The organism is Hymenobacter sp. B81 (assembly GCF_044628455.1).
Lineage (GTDB): Bacteria > Bacteroidota > Bacteroidia > Cytophagales > Hymenobacteraceae > Solirubrum.
This window is the reverse complement of record NZ_JBIYZW010000002.1, coordinates 879,916-895,511: the sequence shown is the minus strand read 5'-3', so window position 1 is coordinate 895,511 and position 15,596 is coordinate 879,916. Positions and strand designations below refer to the sequence as shown.

Below are 15,596 nucleotides of genomic sequence, written 5' to 3'. Positions count from 1 at the left end.
TCCCCGACTTATGTACTGGACCCTGGAACTCGCCTCGTACCTGGAAGATGCTCCCTGGCCCGCCACCAAGGACGAGCTTATCGATTACTCGATCCGCTCGGGCGCCCCGATGGAAGTAGTAGAAAACCTGCAGGCCCTCGAAGACGATGGCCAGCCCTACGAGAGCATCGAGGAAGTGTGGCCGGACTACCCGACCAAAGAAGACTTCATGTTCAACGAAGACGAATACTAGGAACTGGTTATTAGTTGTCGGTTGTCAGGATCTTTGGGGCCTGAAGCCACCTGCCTGATGAGTCTGCAGACTGACAACTCACAACTGACAACGGACCACTCCTTTCCCACGCTCGCCGTGGAAAATCTGGTTGCGGGGTACGAACGACGCGTTCTGCTCCGCAACCTTTTTTTGCGCCTTACCGGGCCGGCCTTCGTGGCCATTGTGGGGCACAACGGCGCGGGCAAGACCACGCTGTTCCGGGTGCTTACCGGGCAGCTGCCCTACCAGGGCCGCATCGAGCTGGGCGGCCACGATTTGCGGCAGCTGCCGCGCCGCGCCGCCGACGGCCTGCTGGCCCACCTGCCCCAGCGCAACCTGGTGACCTTCCCGGTGGAAGTGCGCGAGTTGGTGGTGATGGGCCGCTTCCGCCACCGCCGCGGCCTGCTGGCCGGCTACGGCCCCGCCGACTACGCCCTGGCCGACGCGGCCCTCGCGCAGGTAGGGGCCGCTCACCTGGCCCACCGCGACTTTCCCCAGCTCTCGGGCGGCGAGCAGCAGCTGGTGTGGCTGGCCCAGCTGCTGCTGCAGGACGCCGCCCTCTGGCTGCTCGACGAGCCCACCCAGCAGCTCGACGTGTACTACCGCCGCCGCGTGTTCGCCCTGCTTGAGGACTGCGTGCGCCGGCGCGGTAAAACCATCCTCTGCATCACCCACGACCTCGACCAGCTGCCCAACCTGCCCGGCTACCTGCTCAACCTCTCGGCCCCCCATCCTAGCCTGGAGCCACTAAGCGAAGCCTCCGTTGCCGCCGCCCGCGCCTGGCTCGAAAACGAAGCCTCGCTGCACATTTAACATTGATCATTTACCATTTATCAGCCGTTCATGCTGCCTGATAAATGATGTGCCGCGACGCACAACCCCACTATCGTTGAACATCTGATAAATGCTAAATGGTAATTGATAAATGATCAATGTCTTTGCCCCGGGCGGCCGCGCAGCAGGTGGACGATGGAACGCAGAAAGGGCCAGGGCGTGACGGACTGCATAATGCGCAGGTTGTCGGGCCAGCTGGTGCGCTCGTCCAGGAAAGCCAGGATGCGCTCGACGGGGTTGCGCTGAAACAGCTCGGTGAAGATGCGCTGGGTTTGCTCGCCGCGCCGCTGCATGATGTCGAGCAGCAGGCTGTCGAACACGCGAAACTGCCACTGGTCGCCGGTGAGGTCTGCCGGCAGCTGGCCGGTGGCCGCCAGGGCCGCCGTGAGCCGGGCCGCGTGCTGCTGCATGCGCAGAAAAGCGTAGCCGGTACTGGCCTTCACCCGCCCGCCGCGGGTACCCAGGTGCACGATGTTGGGCCCGCTGCGGTCGGCGAAGGCGTGGTCGGTCATGGGAATGGCCCCCTGCTCGGTTTCGCGGATGCGGTAGGGCCGGCCCCGCAGCTCGCGGTGCAGGTACTCGCGCAGGGCTGCCTCGTACTCTTCCCGCGGCAGCAGCGTACCTGAAAACAAGGTATACTCGACCAGCGCCCGCCGCGCCTCAAACGGCAGCACGTACATAAACCGGCACTCGTGGTGCTGGGGGCCGCGAAAGTCCATGAACACCGGGGTGGCCGGGTCAAACGCGTCGAAGTCGGTTTCGATTTCCCAGCCCACGAAGTGCTGCCAGAGGTAGCGGCGGTCGGGGCGGCGCTCCAGGCCGGGCGGGCGGCTGTCGAAGGCGTAGCGGGCCGTGAAGGTGCCCAGGGGCGTGTGAGCCGCCGCGCCCACGGCGGTGGTTTCGAGCTGCTCGACGGGGGTGGCTAGCCGGGTAAACTGTGCGGGGCGCTCGGCCAGCGCGGCGTGCACCGCACGGTAGAAATCGAGGCCGCGCAGAGTGGCGTAGCGGTAGCGGCCCAGGGGCCGCACCACGTCGAGCCCCGGGCTGCGGAAGGCCAGCTGCCGCCACTCGCCGGCCAGCAGGTGGTCGAAGGGCGTGGGCTGGTCGGTCCAGAACGACCAGGTACGGTCGTTCTGGTTTTTGGCTGCGGGCTCCAGCAGCAGCACGCGCCGCTCGCGCAGGCGCGGCTCCCGGTAAATGGCGTAGGCCAGGCTCAGGCCGGCCGCGCCGCCGCCCGCAATGATGTAGTCGTAGTCGAACCGCACGGGCACAAATAAACACGAACGGCGGCCTTTGCCGCCGCCGGAAGTAATACCGCCAAGTAAGCGCGGAAGTTATCAGCCGGAGCGGAACCGACTGCGGAACCGGCTTCAGACTGGTGTCAAACAAAACCGGCGGGTGCAGCCCTGCCGCACCCGCCGGTAAACAATCTGCTGCCGCAGCCCGCTTGCTTAGAAGTTGGGCGAGAGCAGGTACTTGCTGTAGAAGTCGTCGATGATCTTCACGGCCGACTCGGCGTCGTCCACCAGCTGCACCAGGTCCATGTCTTCGGGCGAGATGTTGTGCTCGTCTTCCAGCATCACCTGCTTAATCCAGTCGAACATGCCCTGCCAGTAGCGCGTGCCCACCAGCACGATGGGGAAGCGGCCGATTTTCTTGGTCTGGATCAGGGTAATGGCTTCGAACAGCTCGTCGAGGGTGCCGAAGCCGCCGGGCATGCCGATGAAGCCCTGGGCGTACTTGACGAACATCACCTTGCGCACGAAAAAGTAGTCGAAGTTGATGATCTTGTCCGAGTCGATGTAGATGTTGTGGAACTGCTCGAAGGGCAGCTCGATGTTGAGGCCCACCGACTTGCCGCCCTCGGAGCGGGCGCCCTTGTTGCCGGCCTCCATGATGCCGGGGCCGCCGCCGGTGATGACGCCGTAGCCGTGGCGCACCAGCTTGGCCGCAATTTCCTCGGCCATCTGGTAGTAGGGGTTTTCGGGCTTGGTCCGCGCCGAGCCGAAGATGGACACGCAGGGGCCGATTTTGGACAGCTTCTCGAAGCCCTCCACGAACTCGGCCATGACCTTGAAGATCTGCCAGGAGTCGGCAATCTTAATCTCGTTCCAGTCCTTATCCACGAACGCCTTGCGGATGCGCTGCTCGTCGTCAATCTGCACCGTCCGCTCGCCGTGGGTTTGCTCGCGGATGTCGCTAATGCTCTTGGCCTTGTTTTCGTTGACGTCGGGCTGCACGATGGTCTGGCCGCTGCCGACGTTGTGGGCCTCTTCCTGGAGCTTGGTTTTGCTGGTTTTTTTCAGTTTGGTCATGGCCACGCTGAGGGTTTAAGACGGGTCCGCCTGGGAGCTTACTACCGCACAGAGTCTGGCGCGGCGAACCGGAAGGTGAAGGGGAAAGAATAAGGCAAAAGAAAAGCCGCTCCGCCGGGAGGCGGAGCGACCAAAAGTACGGACCTGCAAATTAGTTATTTATTAAGCCGGTCCAACCAGGCATGGTAAAATTGTTACTCCCGGCGGCTCCGGCAACCCATTCCCCAACCAGGATCCGGCCCCGCGGGGCTTACTTCGAGCGAATGGCAATAACCGGGTCCATGTTGGAGGCCATAACGGCGGGGATAATGCCCGACAGCACGCCGATGACCACCGACACGCTCAGGCCCAGGGCAATGTTGCCGAAGGAGAGGAACACCTTGAGCGCATCCTGCGGCACCAGCGTTATCAGGAACACCAGGAACAGGCCCGCCGCCCCGCCGATCAGGCACAAAAACACGGCCTCGAACAGGAACTGAAACAGGATGAAGTAGTTCTTGGCGCCCAGGGACTTCTGAATGCCAATGATGTTGGTGCGCTCCTTCACCGACACGAACATGATGTTGGCAATGCCGAAGCCGCCCACCAGCATGGCAAACGAGCCGATAACCGCGCCGGCAATGCCGATGACGCTGAACAGCTGGGAAATGGCGTCGGCCAGCATCTCGGGGCGGTTCAGGGCAAAGTTATCTTCCTCGCGGGGCTTCAGGCCGCGGATGTTGCGCATGGCCCCGCGGATTTCCGACTCGAGGTTGAGCAGGCCGGGGTCGTCGTCGCGGCCCTTCACGGCCAGCACGCCCTGGGCCCCGCCGCCCATGCCGCCGGTGCTCAGGGTAAACATCTTGCTGAAAGCGCCCAGGGGCACCAGGCAGTTGTTGTCGTTGCTGGGCGTGTCGAGCAGCTTTTTGCCTTCCTTCTGCATCACGCCCACGATGGTGAACTTCTGGCCGCGGGTGCGAAACTCCCGCCCCAGGGCCGAGCCGTGCGGGTACAGGTTGTGGGCTACCTCGTAGCCCACCACGGCCACGTTGGCCGAGCCTTCTACTTCCTGGGGCAGAAAATAGCGCCCTTCGGTCACGGGCACGTCGGACACGCGGCGGAAGTCGTAGGTGACGCCCTGCACGGCAATGCCCTCCACGCTGTTGTCGCCGGCCTTGAGGGTGTTGCCGCCCTGGGCCGCGAACAGGGCAATGCCGCGGTGGCTGCTGGCCGGCAGCACGCGCTGCAGGGCCCGAAACTCACGCTGGGTGGGCAAGGGGCGGTTGAAGTATTTCCACCAGGGGTAGTCGCCACCGAAGGCCCAGGGCCACTTCTGCACGTAAATCACCTTGTCGCCCACGAAGCTCATGCTCTGGCGCACGTTGGCCTCCAGCGAATCGACCACCGTAAACACGGCAATGATGGCGAAAATGCCCACCGTGACGCCCAGCAGCGACAAAACCGTGCGCAGCAGATTAGAGCGCAGCGCCTGCCAGGCAAACCGGAAGCTTTCGAAGATCAGGCGCAGGGTTTTCATTCAGTGCAAGGGTGAAAAGGTGAAATGGTGCGGGCAGAACCGCGGCGGCCGCGCTTTGGCTGCGGCTGCGGGGAGCGGGGGCCAATAAGCCAGTTGCTTAGCGGCCCGCTCGTGCTGGCAGCCGCGCGCGGCCTCACCATTTTCGGGCGAAAAGTAACGATATATCCCGCCGCGTTACGTACTTTTGCGACTCGAATTTTTTTTGTATTTACCCCAGGTCTTGCCTGCCCATCCCGACGGCCATGAAACTGTCCGAATTTAAGTTTGACCTGCCCGAAAGCCTGGTTGCGCAGCATCCGGCCAAAAACCGCGACGAGTCGCGCCTGATGGTGCTGCACCGCGACAGCGGCCGCATCGAGCACCGCACCTTCAAAGATATCATCGAATACTTTGACGAGGGCGACGTGCTGGTGGTGAACGACACGAAGGTGTTTCCGGCCCGCCTCTACGGCAACAAGGAGAAAACCGGCGCCAAAATCGAAGTGTTCCTGCTGCGCGAGCTCAACAAGGAGCTGCACCTGTGGGACGTGCTGGTCGATCCGGCCCGCAAAATTCGGGTGGGCAACAAGCTGTACTTCGACGACGACGGCATCGTGGTGGCCGAGGTAATCGACAACACCACCTCGCGCGGGCGCACCATCAAGTTTTTGTTTGACGGCTCGGACGAGGACTTCTACAAGGCCCTGCACGATTTGGGCGAGACGCCCCTGCCCAAGGAGGTAATCCTGCGCGAGCCGGAAGCGGCCGACAAGGAGCGTTACCAGACCATCTACGCCAAGAACACCGGCGCCGTGGCCGCTCCCTCGGCCGGCCTGCACTTCACCCGCGAGGTGATGAAGCGCATGGAAATCAAGGGCGTGGACGTGGCTTCGGTTACCCTGCACGTGGGTTTGGGTACCTTCCGCCCCGTCGACGTGGAGGACCTGACCAAGCACAAAATGGACTCGGAGAACTTCATTGTGCCCGCCGAGGCAGCTACGATTGTGAACCGTGCCCTCGACCGCAAAAAGCGCGTGTGCGCCATTGGCACCACTTCCATGCGCGCCATGGAGTCGTCGGTGTCGGCCAACGCCCGCCTGAAGGCCACCGAAGGCTGGACCGACCGGTTCATCTTCCCGCCCTACGAGTTCAAGATTGCCAACTCGCTGCTGACCAACTTCCACCTGCCCGAAAGCACGCTGATGATGATGGCCTCGGCCTTTGCCGGCCACGAGCTACTGATCGAAGCCTACCAGCTGGCCATCAAGGAGAAGTATAAGTTCTTCAGCTACGGCGATGCCATGCTGATTCTGTAACCAGGGCAATGAGGTGACAGGAGACCCGTAACAGGTCACGCTGGTACTCTCAAAGCCATAAAGCCCGGCCGTGTTTCCACGACCGGGCTTTACTTTTACCTCAATTCTCCGCGTGTCACCTGTTACGGGTCACGTGTTATCTGTCACCTGTTACCCAAAGCCAGTGTCACCTGTCACCCCATCACCCCAGTACCGATACGCCATCATCGTGGCGGGCGGCAGCGGCACGCGCATGGGCGCCGACCGGCCCAAGCAGTTTCTGCTGCTGCGCCACGAGCCGGTGCTGCTGCACACGCTGCGGCGCTTTGCGGCCCCCGAGCTGGGCGTGGCGCGCATCGTGCTGGTGCTACCCGCCGACCAGTTTGCCACCTGGCAGGAGCTGTGCGCGACCCACGGCGTGAGCATTCCGCACGAAGTGGTGGCGGGTGGGGCTTCGCGCTGGGCTTCGGTGCGCCGCGGGCTGGCCGCGCTGGTCGATTGCGCGGCCGGCACCGTGGCCGTGCACGACGGGGTGCGGCCGCTCACGCCGCTGCGCGTGATTGAAACCACCTACGCCGCCGCCGCCGAGCACGGCGCCGCCATTGCGGCCGTGGCGCCCAAGGACTCGGTGCGGGGCCTGTCGAAAGACGGCTCGTACGCCCTGGACCGCGCGCGGCTGCGGCTGGTGCAAACGCCCCAGTGCTTCGAGCTGGAGCTGCTGCGCCGCGCCTACCAGCTGCCTGAGCTACCCACCTTCACCGACGATGCCAGCGTGGTGGAGGACCTGCACCCCATTCGGCTGGTGGAGGGCGACTACCGCAACCTGAAAATTACCACGCCCGAAGACTTGCTGCTGGCCGAGGCGCTGCTGCGCTGAACAGCCGGCGCGGCCCCAGACTGCGGCTGGCCTGCTAACTTGCCAGTCTAACTTTCCCTTCCGATGCCCGACTACACCTGTCTGCTCTACGAGGTGCGCCCCGACGGCGTGGCCACCATCACCCTCAACCGCCCCGACGTATTCAACGCCTTCAACGACGCGCAGAGCTACGAGCTGCAGGACGCCCTCAAGCAGGTAGCCCGCGATGCGCAGGTGCGCGCGGTGGTGCTTACCGGGGCCGGCCGGGCGTTCTGCTCGGGCCAGGATTTGAAGGCCTCGCAGCAGGTGGCGGCCGAGGGCGGGCAACGCTCGTTCTACGACTCGCTGCACAAGCGCTACAACCCCATCATCCGGGCCATGCGCGCCCTGCCCAAGCCCATCATCTGCCGCCTCAACGGGGTAGCGGCCGGGGCGGGCTGCTCGCTGGCCCTGGCCTGCGACGCCATTGTGGCTTCGTCGGAAGCTTCGCTGATTGAGGTGTTCATCAACATTGGCTTGGTGCCCGACTCGGGTTCCTCGTACTTTCTGCCGCGGCTGGTGGGTTCGCTCAAGGCCTTTGAGCTGTGCGCTCTGGGCTCGAAGGTGCCCGCCGAAGAGGCACTGCGCCTTGGGTTGGTCAACCAGGTGGTGGCGCCCGAGCAGCTCGACGAGGCTGCCTACGGGCTGGCTGCCCGCTACGCCGCGGCGCCCACCAAGGCTATCGGGCTCATCAAGCAGATGCTCAATAAATCGGGAGCGGCCTCGCTCGACGAGATGCTCGACTACGAAGCCTACTGCCAGCAGATTGCGGGCGAAAGCGCCGATTACCAGGAAGGTGTGCAGGCCTTCGGCGAAAAGCGCAAGCCGGTGTTTCAGGGCAAATAAGTCCGCGCTGCAACGGTGCGCCAACGGCTGGTTTCTGCATCAGGAAGCCAGCCGTTGGCCTATACCGACGAGTCGATGCCGGAGCGGGCTTGCCGGGGCACTATGCAAGCAAGCGGAAACCCGAACCGGGGCGCTAAAGCGGGCAGGGGAAATTTTCCCGGGCGGGGCTCACCCCCACGCGGCTTTTTGCGTACACGCCCCACGGCCCCGGCCGATTCTGAACCTACAGCCAACCCCTTCCGAACCTCTTTCGCCTGCTGAACTATGGACACTCAACTGGAGCAACACCTCGAAAAGATTATGCCTGAAGACATTGCGCGCACCTTCGAAAGCGCCTACCACGTCATTCAGGGCAACAACGAGCACATGGAAGATTTGCTGCGCCACGGCGGGCAGCTGCTGCGCAAGGCCAGCCGCCGGCTAACGCCCACGCAGATGGTGCTCGGCATTGCCGTGCTGGCCGTGGGTGCCGTGTTCGTGCTTACGCGCTATTCCGACGAAATCAGCGACGCCATTGAGGACTTTACCGATGGCGACGACAACCAACAACCGGCTAAAGACGACAAAGGCCCGAAGAACAAGCAATAGACTTTCAAGGGCTTACCTGCTTCGCCCCGCCCAGCTACTACGCGGTAGTTGGGCGGGGCGAATTGCGTTTCACATCATCATGTGGTTGCACTACGACAAGGCGCGGCTGTAATCTTGCAGCACAGAAAGCTCACACCCGCCCCGAATAATACAACCTCCTTTGCTATGAAAACGCTCTGCTACACCCTGCTGTTTGCCGTACTGGTTTCGGCGCCTCTGGAATCGAGTGCTGCTGAAACGGCGGCTGCCCCGGTAACGACGGAGGCCGCGGCTTTTTCGACCAACGATGCCGGCAGCTACGCGGCCTTCAAGCGCAAAAAGCGCAAGGCCAAGCGCCGCATGGCGGCCCGCCGCCGCAACCGCATGCGCGGGGGCTTCTAGCCCCGGGCGCTACGCCGCCGGCTCCAGCACCGCAGGGTCGTTGTGGGCCGGGGAGTTGACCCGCGTGGTCACGGTGTATTCCTTGAGAATGCCGTCGGGCAACGGGCGCAGCAGCGCCTGGTGCCCGGCGGCTTTTTCGTGGTCGTCGAGCCAGGCCAGCTCGGCGGCGCGGTCGGGCAGGATGACGGGCATGCGGTTGTGCAGGCGGGCCATCAGCTCGTTGGGCTCGGTGGTGATGATGGTGAAGGTGGGCACTACTTCGCCGGTCTGGCGGTCGGCCCACTCGTCCCAGAGGCCGGCAAAGGCGAATGGCTGCTCGTCGTGGCGCAGGATGCGGTGGGGCACCTTGCCGCGCCCGGCGGCTTGTTCCCACTCGTAGAAGCTGTCGGCCAGCACGAGGCAGCGGCGGCGCTGCAGCAGCTGGCGGAAGGAAGGTTTTTCGGCCAGGGTTTCGGCGCGGGCGTTGATGGGGCGGGGGGCCTGCTTCAGCTCGCGCGTCCAGGCGGGCACCAGGCCCCAGTTCAGCAGTTGGATGCGGCCGGGCGCGTGGTTGGTGATGACGGGCAGGGCCTGGGAGGGGGCAGCGTTGTAGGTGGCCGCCAGGGGCTGATCGAATCCGGCCTCGAAGCGCTGCTCGACGCCGGGGGTGGGCGAAATGAAGGTGTAGCGGCCGCACATAGCTTTTGGGGTCTTGGGGTCCTCAACGTAGAAGCGGGGGGTGGTGTTGGGCAGCGAAGGTAGGTCAAGGCTCACTGGGATAGTCACTGCCCTCAATCTCTCTACACTGGCCTTGCTTTAGCAGCTTCAAAGTGGTTGCGAGCTGGCCCTGATCGGCCAAGGTGGTATCGCGCTGACCGCCCGGTGTCAGCGCGACCAGGAACACAGACTTCCGCCAGCTGTTATCGGCCTGCCGGTGCTGCTGGTACCAGATGACGCCTTTCGTGTTGTCCAGCACCTGTCCGTAGAATGCCCGAGCGCGGTAAATAGGTGAGTAGTCGGCGTAGTAGTGTTCGGTACCCGGCCGGGCGTAGCGGTTCTGGCCGTTGGCCACTGCCAGGGTTCCATTGGCCGGGGAGTGGATGTAGAGGCCGGGGTTGGCGTCGCACTGGTTGCAGTAGCGGCCTGCGAAGATGAGATAGGGCGCCTGGCGACCGTTGGCTATCTGGCCGATGTAGGCTGGCTGCAGTAGGCGGGTATCGTACTCTTGACCGTCGCGGAACTTCAGCACCGAGCCGGCTACCTGTTGAAATAGCCACGCGTCCTTTTGGGCCTGGGCCGCTGCCGCAGGCTTGGCCGCGGGTTTTGACGACTCATCGGCGGCCGTGGTTAGCGTTTCCCTATTGATGGTGCAGGAGCCCGCGAGGATCAGCAAGCAGAGGCCAAAGCCGGGTTTAGCAAGCGGAAGCATAACATAATAAAACAAGTGGGTATTATTCTGGGCACTGCGACTAACGGGCGAGCTGACTCTGCCTAAACACGCTGCCCTTCCCTACCGGACGATGACTTCGACGCGGCGGTTGCGGGGGCGCTGGCGGGGGTCGGCGTTGTCGGCCACGGGGCGGGTGCCGCCGTAGCCCTGGGCCAGCAGGCGCAGCGAGTCGATGCCGCGGCCGACGAGGTAGCGGCGCACCAGGGCGGCGCGCTGCTGGGAGAGCTGTAGGTTTTTGGCGGCGTCGCCCACGTTGTCGGTGTGGCCGGCAATTTCGAGGCGCAGGCTGGGCTGGGTTTGCAGCACCCGCAGCAGGCGGTTGAGCTCGGGCTGGGAGGAAGGCAGCATGCGGGCTTTGCCCTGCTCGAAGTAGAGCTGGCGCAGCTCGACGGTGGTGCCCTTGCTGAGGGTGGAGAAGTCAGGCAGCGAGTCGGTGGGAGCGGCTGCCGCGGGACCCAGAGTAACCTGCGCGGGGAGTTGCTCGGTTGCAGCCGAACGAGCGGCAGCGGGGCGCACGGCGGGCCGGGCGGCGGAAACGGCCCGGCGGCCTACTACTACGGCCGTCGGGGTAGGCGTGATTTTGATGGCCGGCTTGGGGGCAGCGGCTACCGGCGGCGGGGCGGGTGCGGGCTTGGCGGCGGTTACGGGCCGGGCCGACTGCGGCAGGGCGGCAAACAGGGCCTGCTGCCCTACGGGCACAAAGTCTTCGGCCCGGTCGGCGCGGCGCCAGCGCAGCAGGGCGCGGCTGTCGAGGATGGTCTGGAAGTAATCGACGCGCAGGCGGTAGTAGCGGCCGGCTTCGAGGCGAATGCGCACGGTGGCGGGTACGTGGTCCTGCTCGCGCCAGGCGTTGATGAGCTGCTTGCCGCCCAGCCACACCCGCAGGCCGTCGTCCATGACGGTGGAAAACTCGTACTCGGCCGTGGCCGGCACCAGAATCCAGCCTTCCCAGCGCACGGAGAAGTACTCGCCGCCCAGGCCCGGCACGGGCGGCTGCTTTTTCCAACTGAAGTCGATGGCGGGGTCGATACGCCGGTGCACCAGGCGCTGGAAGTTGGTACCGTTGTAGTAGGAAGCCTGCAGCCCGGTGCCGGTGGGCAGGGCCGAGGTCTGGGCGCGGCTCAGCAGCGGCAGCAGGGCCAGCAGTCCGGAAAGCAACAAGGGTTTCATAGCTTAATGATAACGCCGGGCGCCAAGTATTCCGTGTGCGGCGGGCGTCCCGGGCTACCGGCTAGCCTTTTCCCGGCGCCGGGCGCGGTTTCATTTTCGGGGCGGCTGTCGTATCTTCGCTGCAGCTTATCCAGAAAGACCGAGGGACTGGGCCCTGTGACGTCTTAGCAACCAGCCACTGCGGCGGAGGTGCTAACTCCCATCCGAAGCGAGTTTCGCGTTCGGAAAAGATGAGCGGAACCGGCACCTTCTCGGGGCGCCGGGGCTTTCTGGATACGCTAGCGCGCACCTATTCCGGAAAGCCTTTATGCCCCAGCTCCCTGCCTCACCCCTCGCCGATTTGCTCGCCCGCCGCGCCATTGTGCTCGACGGCGCCATGGGCACCATGATTCAGCGCCACCAGCTCACGGAAGAAGACTTCCGCGGCACGCGCTTTCAGGACCACCCCAAGCCCCTGCGCGGCAACAACGACCTGCTCTGTCTGACGCGCCCCGACGTGATTCGCGGCATTCACGCCGAGTATTTCGCCGCGGGCGCTGACCTGGCCGAAACCAACACCTTCTCGGGCACCACCGTGGCCCAGGCCGACTACGGGCTGGAGCACATCGTGTACGAGCTGAACTTCGAGGCCGCCCGCCTGGCCCGCGAAGCCGCCGACGAGTACTCCACGCCGGAGTGGCCGCGCTTCGTGGCCGGCGCCATTGGGCCCACCAACCGCACCGCCTCGCTTTCGCCCGACGTGAACCGGCCCGGCTTCCGCGCCATCACCTTCGACGAGCTGGCCGAGGCCTACCACGAGCAGGTGCGCGGGCTGGTGGATGGCGGCGTGGATGCGCTGCTGATTGAGACCATTTTTGATACACTGAACGCCAAGGCGGCCATGTTTGCCGCCCAGCGCTTCTTCGACGAGGGCGGCCGCGTGGTGCCCATCATGATTTCGGGCACCATCACCGACGCCTCGGGCCGCACGCTTTCGGGCCAGACGGTGGAAGCGTTCTGGAACTCGGTGCGCCACCTGCCCATCCTGAGCGTGGGCCTGAACTGCGCCCTCGGGGCCAAGCAGCTGAAGGTGTACCTGCAGGAGCTGAGCCGCCTGGCCGACTGCTACGTCTCGGCCTACCCCAACGCGGGCCTGCCCAACGCCTTCGGCGGCTACGACGAAACGGCCCGGCAATTTGCCGACGTGCTGGAAGAGTACCTGCAAGAGGGCCTGGTGAACATTGTGGGCGGCTGCTGCGGCACCACGCCCCAGCACATTGCCGAGGCCGCCAAGCTGGTAACCAAGTACCCCGGCCGCGCCATTCCGGAGCGGCCCCGCGCCACCCGCCTGAGCGGGCTGGAGCCGGTGAACATTTATCCCGAAAGCCTCTTCGTGAACGTGGGCGAGCGGTGCAACGTGACCGGCTCGCGCGCCTTCGCCAAGCTCATCCGGGCCGGGCAATACGAGGAAGCCGTGGCGGTGGCCAAAGCCCAGGTGGACGGCGGCGCCCAGGTGCTCGACGTGAACATGGACGAAGCCCTGCTCGACTCGGTAGCGGCCATGACCACCTTCCTGAACCTGATGGCTTCGGAGCCCGACGTGGCGCGCCTGCCCATCATGATCGACTCGTCGAAGTGGGAGGTGATTGAGGCCGGGCTGAAGTGCACCCAGGGCAAGAGCATCGTCAACTCCATTTCGCTTAAGGAAGGAGAGGAAGCCTTTAAGCACCACGCCCGGCTGGTGCGCTCCTACGGGGCGGCCGTCATCGTCATGGCCTTCGACGAGCAGGGCCAGGCCGACAACTTTCAGCGCCGCATCGACATCTGCCAGCGCGCCTACCGCATCCTCACCGAGGAAATTGGCTTCCCGCCCGAAGACATCATCTTCGACCCCAACATCCTCACCGTGGGCACCGGCATCGAGGAGCACCGCCGCTACGCTATCGACTTTATCGAGGCCGTGCGTTGGATCAAGCAGCACCTGCCGGGCTGCCTCACCAGCGGCGGCGTGAGCAACGTGAGCTTTGCTTTCCGCGGCCACGACCAGGTGCGTGAGGCCATTCACGCCGCCTTCCTCTACCACGCCATCAAGGCGGGGCTGGACATGGGCATCGTGAACCCCGGTCAGCTCATCGTGTACGACGAAATTCCGGGGCCCTTGCTCGAAGCTGTGGAAGACGTGCTCTTCGACCGCCGCGCCGACGCCACCGAGCGGCTGGTGCAGCTGGCCGACATGCTGCGCCTGATGAGCGGCGGCGCCGGGGCCAAAGCAGCGGTGACGACCGAGGAGTGGCGCGGCTGGCCGGTGGAAAAGCGCCTCTCGCATGCGCTGGTAAAAGGCCTGACCGACCACATCGAAGCCGACACCGAGGAAGCCCTCAAGCTGCTGGGCCGCCCGCTGGCCGTAATTGAAGGCCCGCTGATGGCCGGCATGACCGTGGTGGGCGACCTGTTCGGCGCGGGCAAGATGTTTTTGCCGCAGGTGGTGAAGTCGGCCCGGGTGATGAAGCGCGCCGTGGCCTGGCTGGAGCCTTACATGCAGGCCGAGCGCGACGCGGCGGCGCTGAAAGGCGGCACCGAAGCCCGGCAAACGGCCGGCAAAGTACTGCTGGCCACCGTGAAGGGCGACGTGCACGACATCGGCAAAAACATCGTGGGCGTGGTGCTGGCCTGCAACAACTACGAAGTCATCGACCTGGGCGTGATGGTGCCCTTGGAGCGCATTGTGGACGAAGCCGAGCGCATCGGGGCCGACATCGTGGGCCTGAGCGGCCTGATTACGCCTTCGCTCGACGAAATGGTGTACGTGGCCCAAGGGCTGGAAAAGCGCGGCTTGCGCGTGCCGCTGCTCATCGGTGGCGCTACCACCTCACGCCTGCACACGGCCGTGCGCATCGGCCCGGCTTACTCCGGCCCGGTGGTGCACGTGAACGACGCTTCGCGCGCCGTGCCGGTGGCGTCGGCCTTGCTGGGCCTGGGCCGCGACGCTTTCGTGAACGACATTGCGGCCGAGTACCTGCAGCTGCGCAACGACCACGCCGGCCGGCAAAGCAACAAGGATTACGTGCGCATCGAAGACGCCCGCGCCGGCGGCTTCCAAGCCGACTGGGCCGCGGCCGACATCACCAAGCCCTCGTTCCTGGGCACGCGCGTGTTCGAGGATTACCCGCTCACCGAGCTGCTGTCCTACATCGACTGGACGCCCTTCTTCCACGCCTGGGAGCTGAAAGGCCGCTACCCGCGCATTCTGGAAGACGCTACCTACGGCGAAGCGGCCACCAAGCTATTTGCCGACGCGCAGATGCTGCTCAAGCGCCTGGTCGACGAAAAGCTGATTCAGGCCCGCGCCACCGTGGGCTTCTGGCCGGCCAACACCGTCGACCACGACACCATTGAGCTGTACCGCGACGACACGCGCCAGCAGGTGCAGGCCCGCACCTTCACGCTGCGTCAGCAAAGCCTGAAAGCGCCCGGCCTGCCCTACCTGGCCTTCTCCGATTTCCTGGCGCCCAAAACCAGTGGCCGCGCCGACTACCTCGGCGGTTTCGCCGTGACGGCCGGCATCGGGCTCGATGAACTAGTAGCCAAGTTTGAGGCCCAGCACGACGACTACTCCGCCATCATGGCTAAGGCCCTGGCCGACCGCCTGGCCGAAGCCCTGGCCGAGCGCCTGCACGAGCGGGTGCGCCGCGAGCTGTGGGGCTACGCGCCGCAGGAACACTTCTCGAACGAAGACCTGATCAAGGAAGAGTACCGCGGCATCCGGCCCGCACCGGGCTACCCCGGCTGCCCCGACCACACCGAGAAAATCACTTTGTTTGAGCTGCTCGGCGGCCCGGAGCAAACCGGCATCACGCTCACCGAAAACCTGGCCATGCACCCCACCGCGGCCGTCAGCGGTTTCTACTACTCACACCCCGAGGCGCGCTACTTCGGCCTGGGCCGCATAGCCAAGGACCAGGTGGAGGACATGGCCCGGCGCAAGGGCCTGCCGCTGGCCGAGCTGGAGCGCTGGTTGTCGCCGAATTTGAACTACGAACCCACCGCCGAGCCCGTGCCGGCCGCCCAGTAACCGTCTTTTTTTGTTGAGCCACGCCTCGCAGACTGCCAGTTTGC

14 protein-coding genes and 1 riboswitch are annotated in these 15,596 nt (G+C 64.7%); of the genes, 8 read left to right on the top strand and 6 right to left on the bottom strand.

What is annotated here, in order from left to right:
• The first annotated feature begins 10 nt into the window (after nt 1-10).
• Nucleotides 11-232 carry a DUF2795 domain-containing protein gene (locus tag ACE191_RS14935; protein ID WP_022821757.1) on the top strand — a complete coding sequence of 74 codons (222 nt, stop codon included), beginning with the start codon at nt 11-13 and terminating at the stop codon, nt 230-232.
• A 171-nt stretch (nt 233-403) separates the two neighbouring features.
• Nucleotides 404-1,066 carry an ABC transporter ATP-binding protein gene (locus ACE191_RS14930; protein WP_400193037.1) on the top strand — a complete coding sequence of 221 codons (663 nt, stop codon included), beginning with the start codon at nt 404-406 and terminating at the stop codon, nt 1,064-1,066.
• A gap of 116 nt (nt 1,067-1,182) precedes the next feature.
• Here the strand turns inward: ACE191_RS14930 and ACE191_RS14925 are convergent, their stop codons facing one another.
• The 3 genes from ACE191_RS14925 to ACE191_RS14915 all read right to left on the bottom strand — a co-directional run bounded on the left by ACE191_RS14925 (nt 1,183) and on the right by ACE191_RS14915 (nt 4,918).
• Nucleotides 1,183-2,352 carry a lycopene cyclase family protein gene (locus ACE191_RS14925; protein ID WP_400193036.1) on the bottom strand — a complete coding sequence of 390 codons (1,170 nt, stop codon included), beginning with the start codon at nt 2,350-2,352 and terminating at the stop codon, nt 1,183-1,185.
• Nucleotides 2,353-2,538: 186 nt separating this feature from the next.
• On the bottom strand, nt 2,539-3,402 hold the full coding sequence (locus tag ACE191_RS14920) for a TIGR00730 family Rossman fold protein (RefSeq protein WP_400193035.1): 864 nt from the start codon (nt 3,400-3,402) through the stop codon (nt 2,539-2,541).
• Nucleotides 3,403-3,652: 250 nt separating this feature from the next.
• Nucleotides 3,653-4,918 carry an ABC transporter permease gene (locus ACE191_RS14915; RefSeq protein ID WP_400193034.1) on the bottom strand — a complete coding sequence of 422 codons (1,266 nt, stop codon included), beginning with the start codon at nt 4,916-4,918 and terminating at the stop codon, nt 3,653-3,655.
• Between the two features lie 242 nt (nt 4,919-5,160).
• Here ACE191_RS14915 and queA point away from each other — a divergent pair, with 242 nt between their 5' ends.
• The 5 genes from queA (at nt 5,161) to ACE191_RS14890 (ending at nt 8,902) form a co-directional block, all read left to right on the top strand.
• A complete protein-coding gene (gene queA, locus ACE191_RS14910) occupies nt 5,161-6,213 on the top strand; it encodes a tRNA preQ1(34) S-adenosylmethionine ribosyltransferase-isomerase QueA (protein ID WP_400193033.1) in 1,053 nt (350 codons plus the stop codon).
• A gap of 163 nt (nt 6,214-6,376) precedes the next feature.
• Nucleotides 6,377-7,069 (top strand): 2-C-methyl-D-erythritol 4-phosphate cytidylyltransferase, encoded by a 693-nt coding sequence (locus ACE191_RS14905; protein ID WP_400193032.1) that lies wholly within the window; start codon nt 6,377-6,379, stop codon nt 7,067-7,069.
• A gap of 63 nt (nt 7,070-7,132) precedes the next feature.
• Nucleotides 7,133-7,933 (top strand): enoyl-CoA hydratase-related protein, encoded by an 801-nt coding sequence (locus ACE191_RS14900; RefSeq protein ID WP_400193031.1) that lies wholly within the window; start codon nt 7,133-7,135, stop codon nt 7,931-7,933.
• Between the two features lie 264 nt (nt 7,934-8,197).
• On the top strand, nt 8,198-8,521 hold the full coding sequence (locus ACE191_RS14895; RefSeq protein ID WP_400193030.1) for a hypothetical protein: 324 nt from the start codon (nt 8,198-8,200) through the stop codon (nt 8,519-8,521).
• A gap of 165 nt (nt 8,522-8,686) precedes the next feature.
• Nucleotides 8,687-8,902, top strand: coding sequence for a hypothetical protein (locus ACE191_RS14890; RefSeq protein ID WP_400193029.1), 216 nt, complete (start codon nt 8,687-8,689; stop codon nt 8,900-8,902).
• Nucleotides 8,903-8,911: 9 nt separating this feature from the next.
• Here ACE191_RS14890 and ACE191_RS14885 read toward each other — a convergent pair whose 3' ends face one another.
• The 3 genes from ACE191_RS14885 to ACE191_RS14875 form a co-directional block, all read right to left on the bottom strand.
• Nucleotides 8,912-9,655, bottom strand: a complete 744-nt coding sequence (locus ACE191_RS14885; protein ID WP_400193028.1) for an SOS response-associated peptidase — start codon at nt 9,653-9,655, stop codon at nt 8,912-8,914.
• On the bottom strand, nt 9,645-10,310 hold the full coding sequence (locus tag ACE191_RS14880; protein WP_400193027.1) for a hypothetical protein: 666 nt from the start codon (nt 10,308-10,310) through the stop codon (nt 9,645-9,647). The genes ACE191_RS14885 and ACE191_RS14880 overlap by 11 nt, the downstream gene beginning before the upstream one ends.
• 81 nt (nt 10,311-10,391) lie before the next feature.
• A complete protein-coding gene (locus ACE191_RS14875; protein WP_400193026.1) occupies nt 10,392-11,501 on the bottom strand; it encodes a PA14 domain-containing protein in 1,110 nt (369 codons plus the stop codon).
• 123 nt (nt 11,502-11,624) lie between these two features.
• Nucleotides 11,625-11,738: riboswitch (SAM riboswitch) on the top strand.
• 70 nt (nt 11,739-11,808) lie between these two features.
• On the opposite strand from ACE191_RS14875, the gene metH reads away from it, so the two are divergent.
• Nucleotides 11,809-15,552: a methionine synthase gene (gene metH / locus ACE191_RS14870; protein WP_400193025.1), complete on the top strand. Its 3,744-nt coding sequence runs from the start codon at nt 11,809-11,811 to the stop codon at nt 15,550-15,552.
• Nucleotides 15,553-15,596 lie beyond the last annotated feature (44 nt).

What these genes read in the sequence shown, in the direction of transcription:
- ACE191_RS14935 (WP_022821757.1), top strand. Translation starts at nt 11, where the DNA reads ATGTACTGGACCCTGGAACTCGCCTCGTACCTGGAAGATGCTCCCTGG.
- ACE191_RS14920 (WP_400193035.1), bottom strand. Translation starts at nt 3,402, where the DNA reads ATGACCAAACTGAAAAAAACCAGCAAAACCAAGCTCCAGGAAGAGGCC.
- ACE191_RS14915 (WP_400193034.1), bottom strand. Translation starts at nt 4,918, where the DNA reads ATGAAAACCCTGCGCCTGATCTTCGAAAGCTTCCGGTTTGCCTGGCAG.
- queA (WP_400193033.1), top strand. Translation starts at nt 5,161, where the DNA reads ATGAAACTGTCCGAATTTAAGTTTGACCTGCCCGAAAGCCTGGTTGCG.
- ACE191_RS14900 (WP_400193031.1), top strand. Translation starts at nt 7,133, where the DNA reads ATGCCCGACTACACCTGTCTGCTCTACGAGGTGCGCCCCGACGGCGTG.
- ACE191_RS14895 (WP_400193030.1), top strand. Translation starts at nt 8,198, where the DNA reads ATGGACACTCAACTGGAGCAACACCTCGAAAAGATTATGCCTGAAGAC.
- ACE191_RS14890 (WP_400193029.1), top strand. Translation starts at nt 8,687, where the DNA reads ATGAAAACGCTCTGCTACACCCTGCTGTTTGCCGTACTGGTTTCGGCG.
- ACE191_RS14880 (WP_400193027.1), bottom strand. Translation starts at nt 10,310, where the DNA reads ATGCTTCCGCTTGCTAAACCCGGCTTTGGCCTCTGCTTGCTGATCCTC.
- ACE191_RS14875 (WP_400193026.1), bottom strand. Translation starts at nt 11,501, where the DNA reads ATGAAACCCTTGTTGCTTTCCGGACTGCTGGCCCTGCTGCCGCTGCTG.
- metH (WP_400193025.1), top strand. Translation starts at nt 11,809, where the DNA reads ATGCCCCAGCTCCCTGCCTCACCCCTCGCCGATTTGCTCGCCCGCCGC.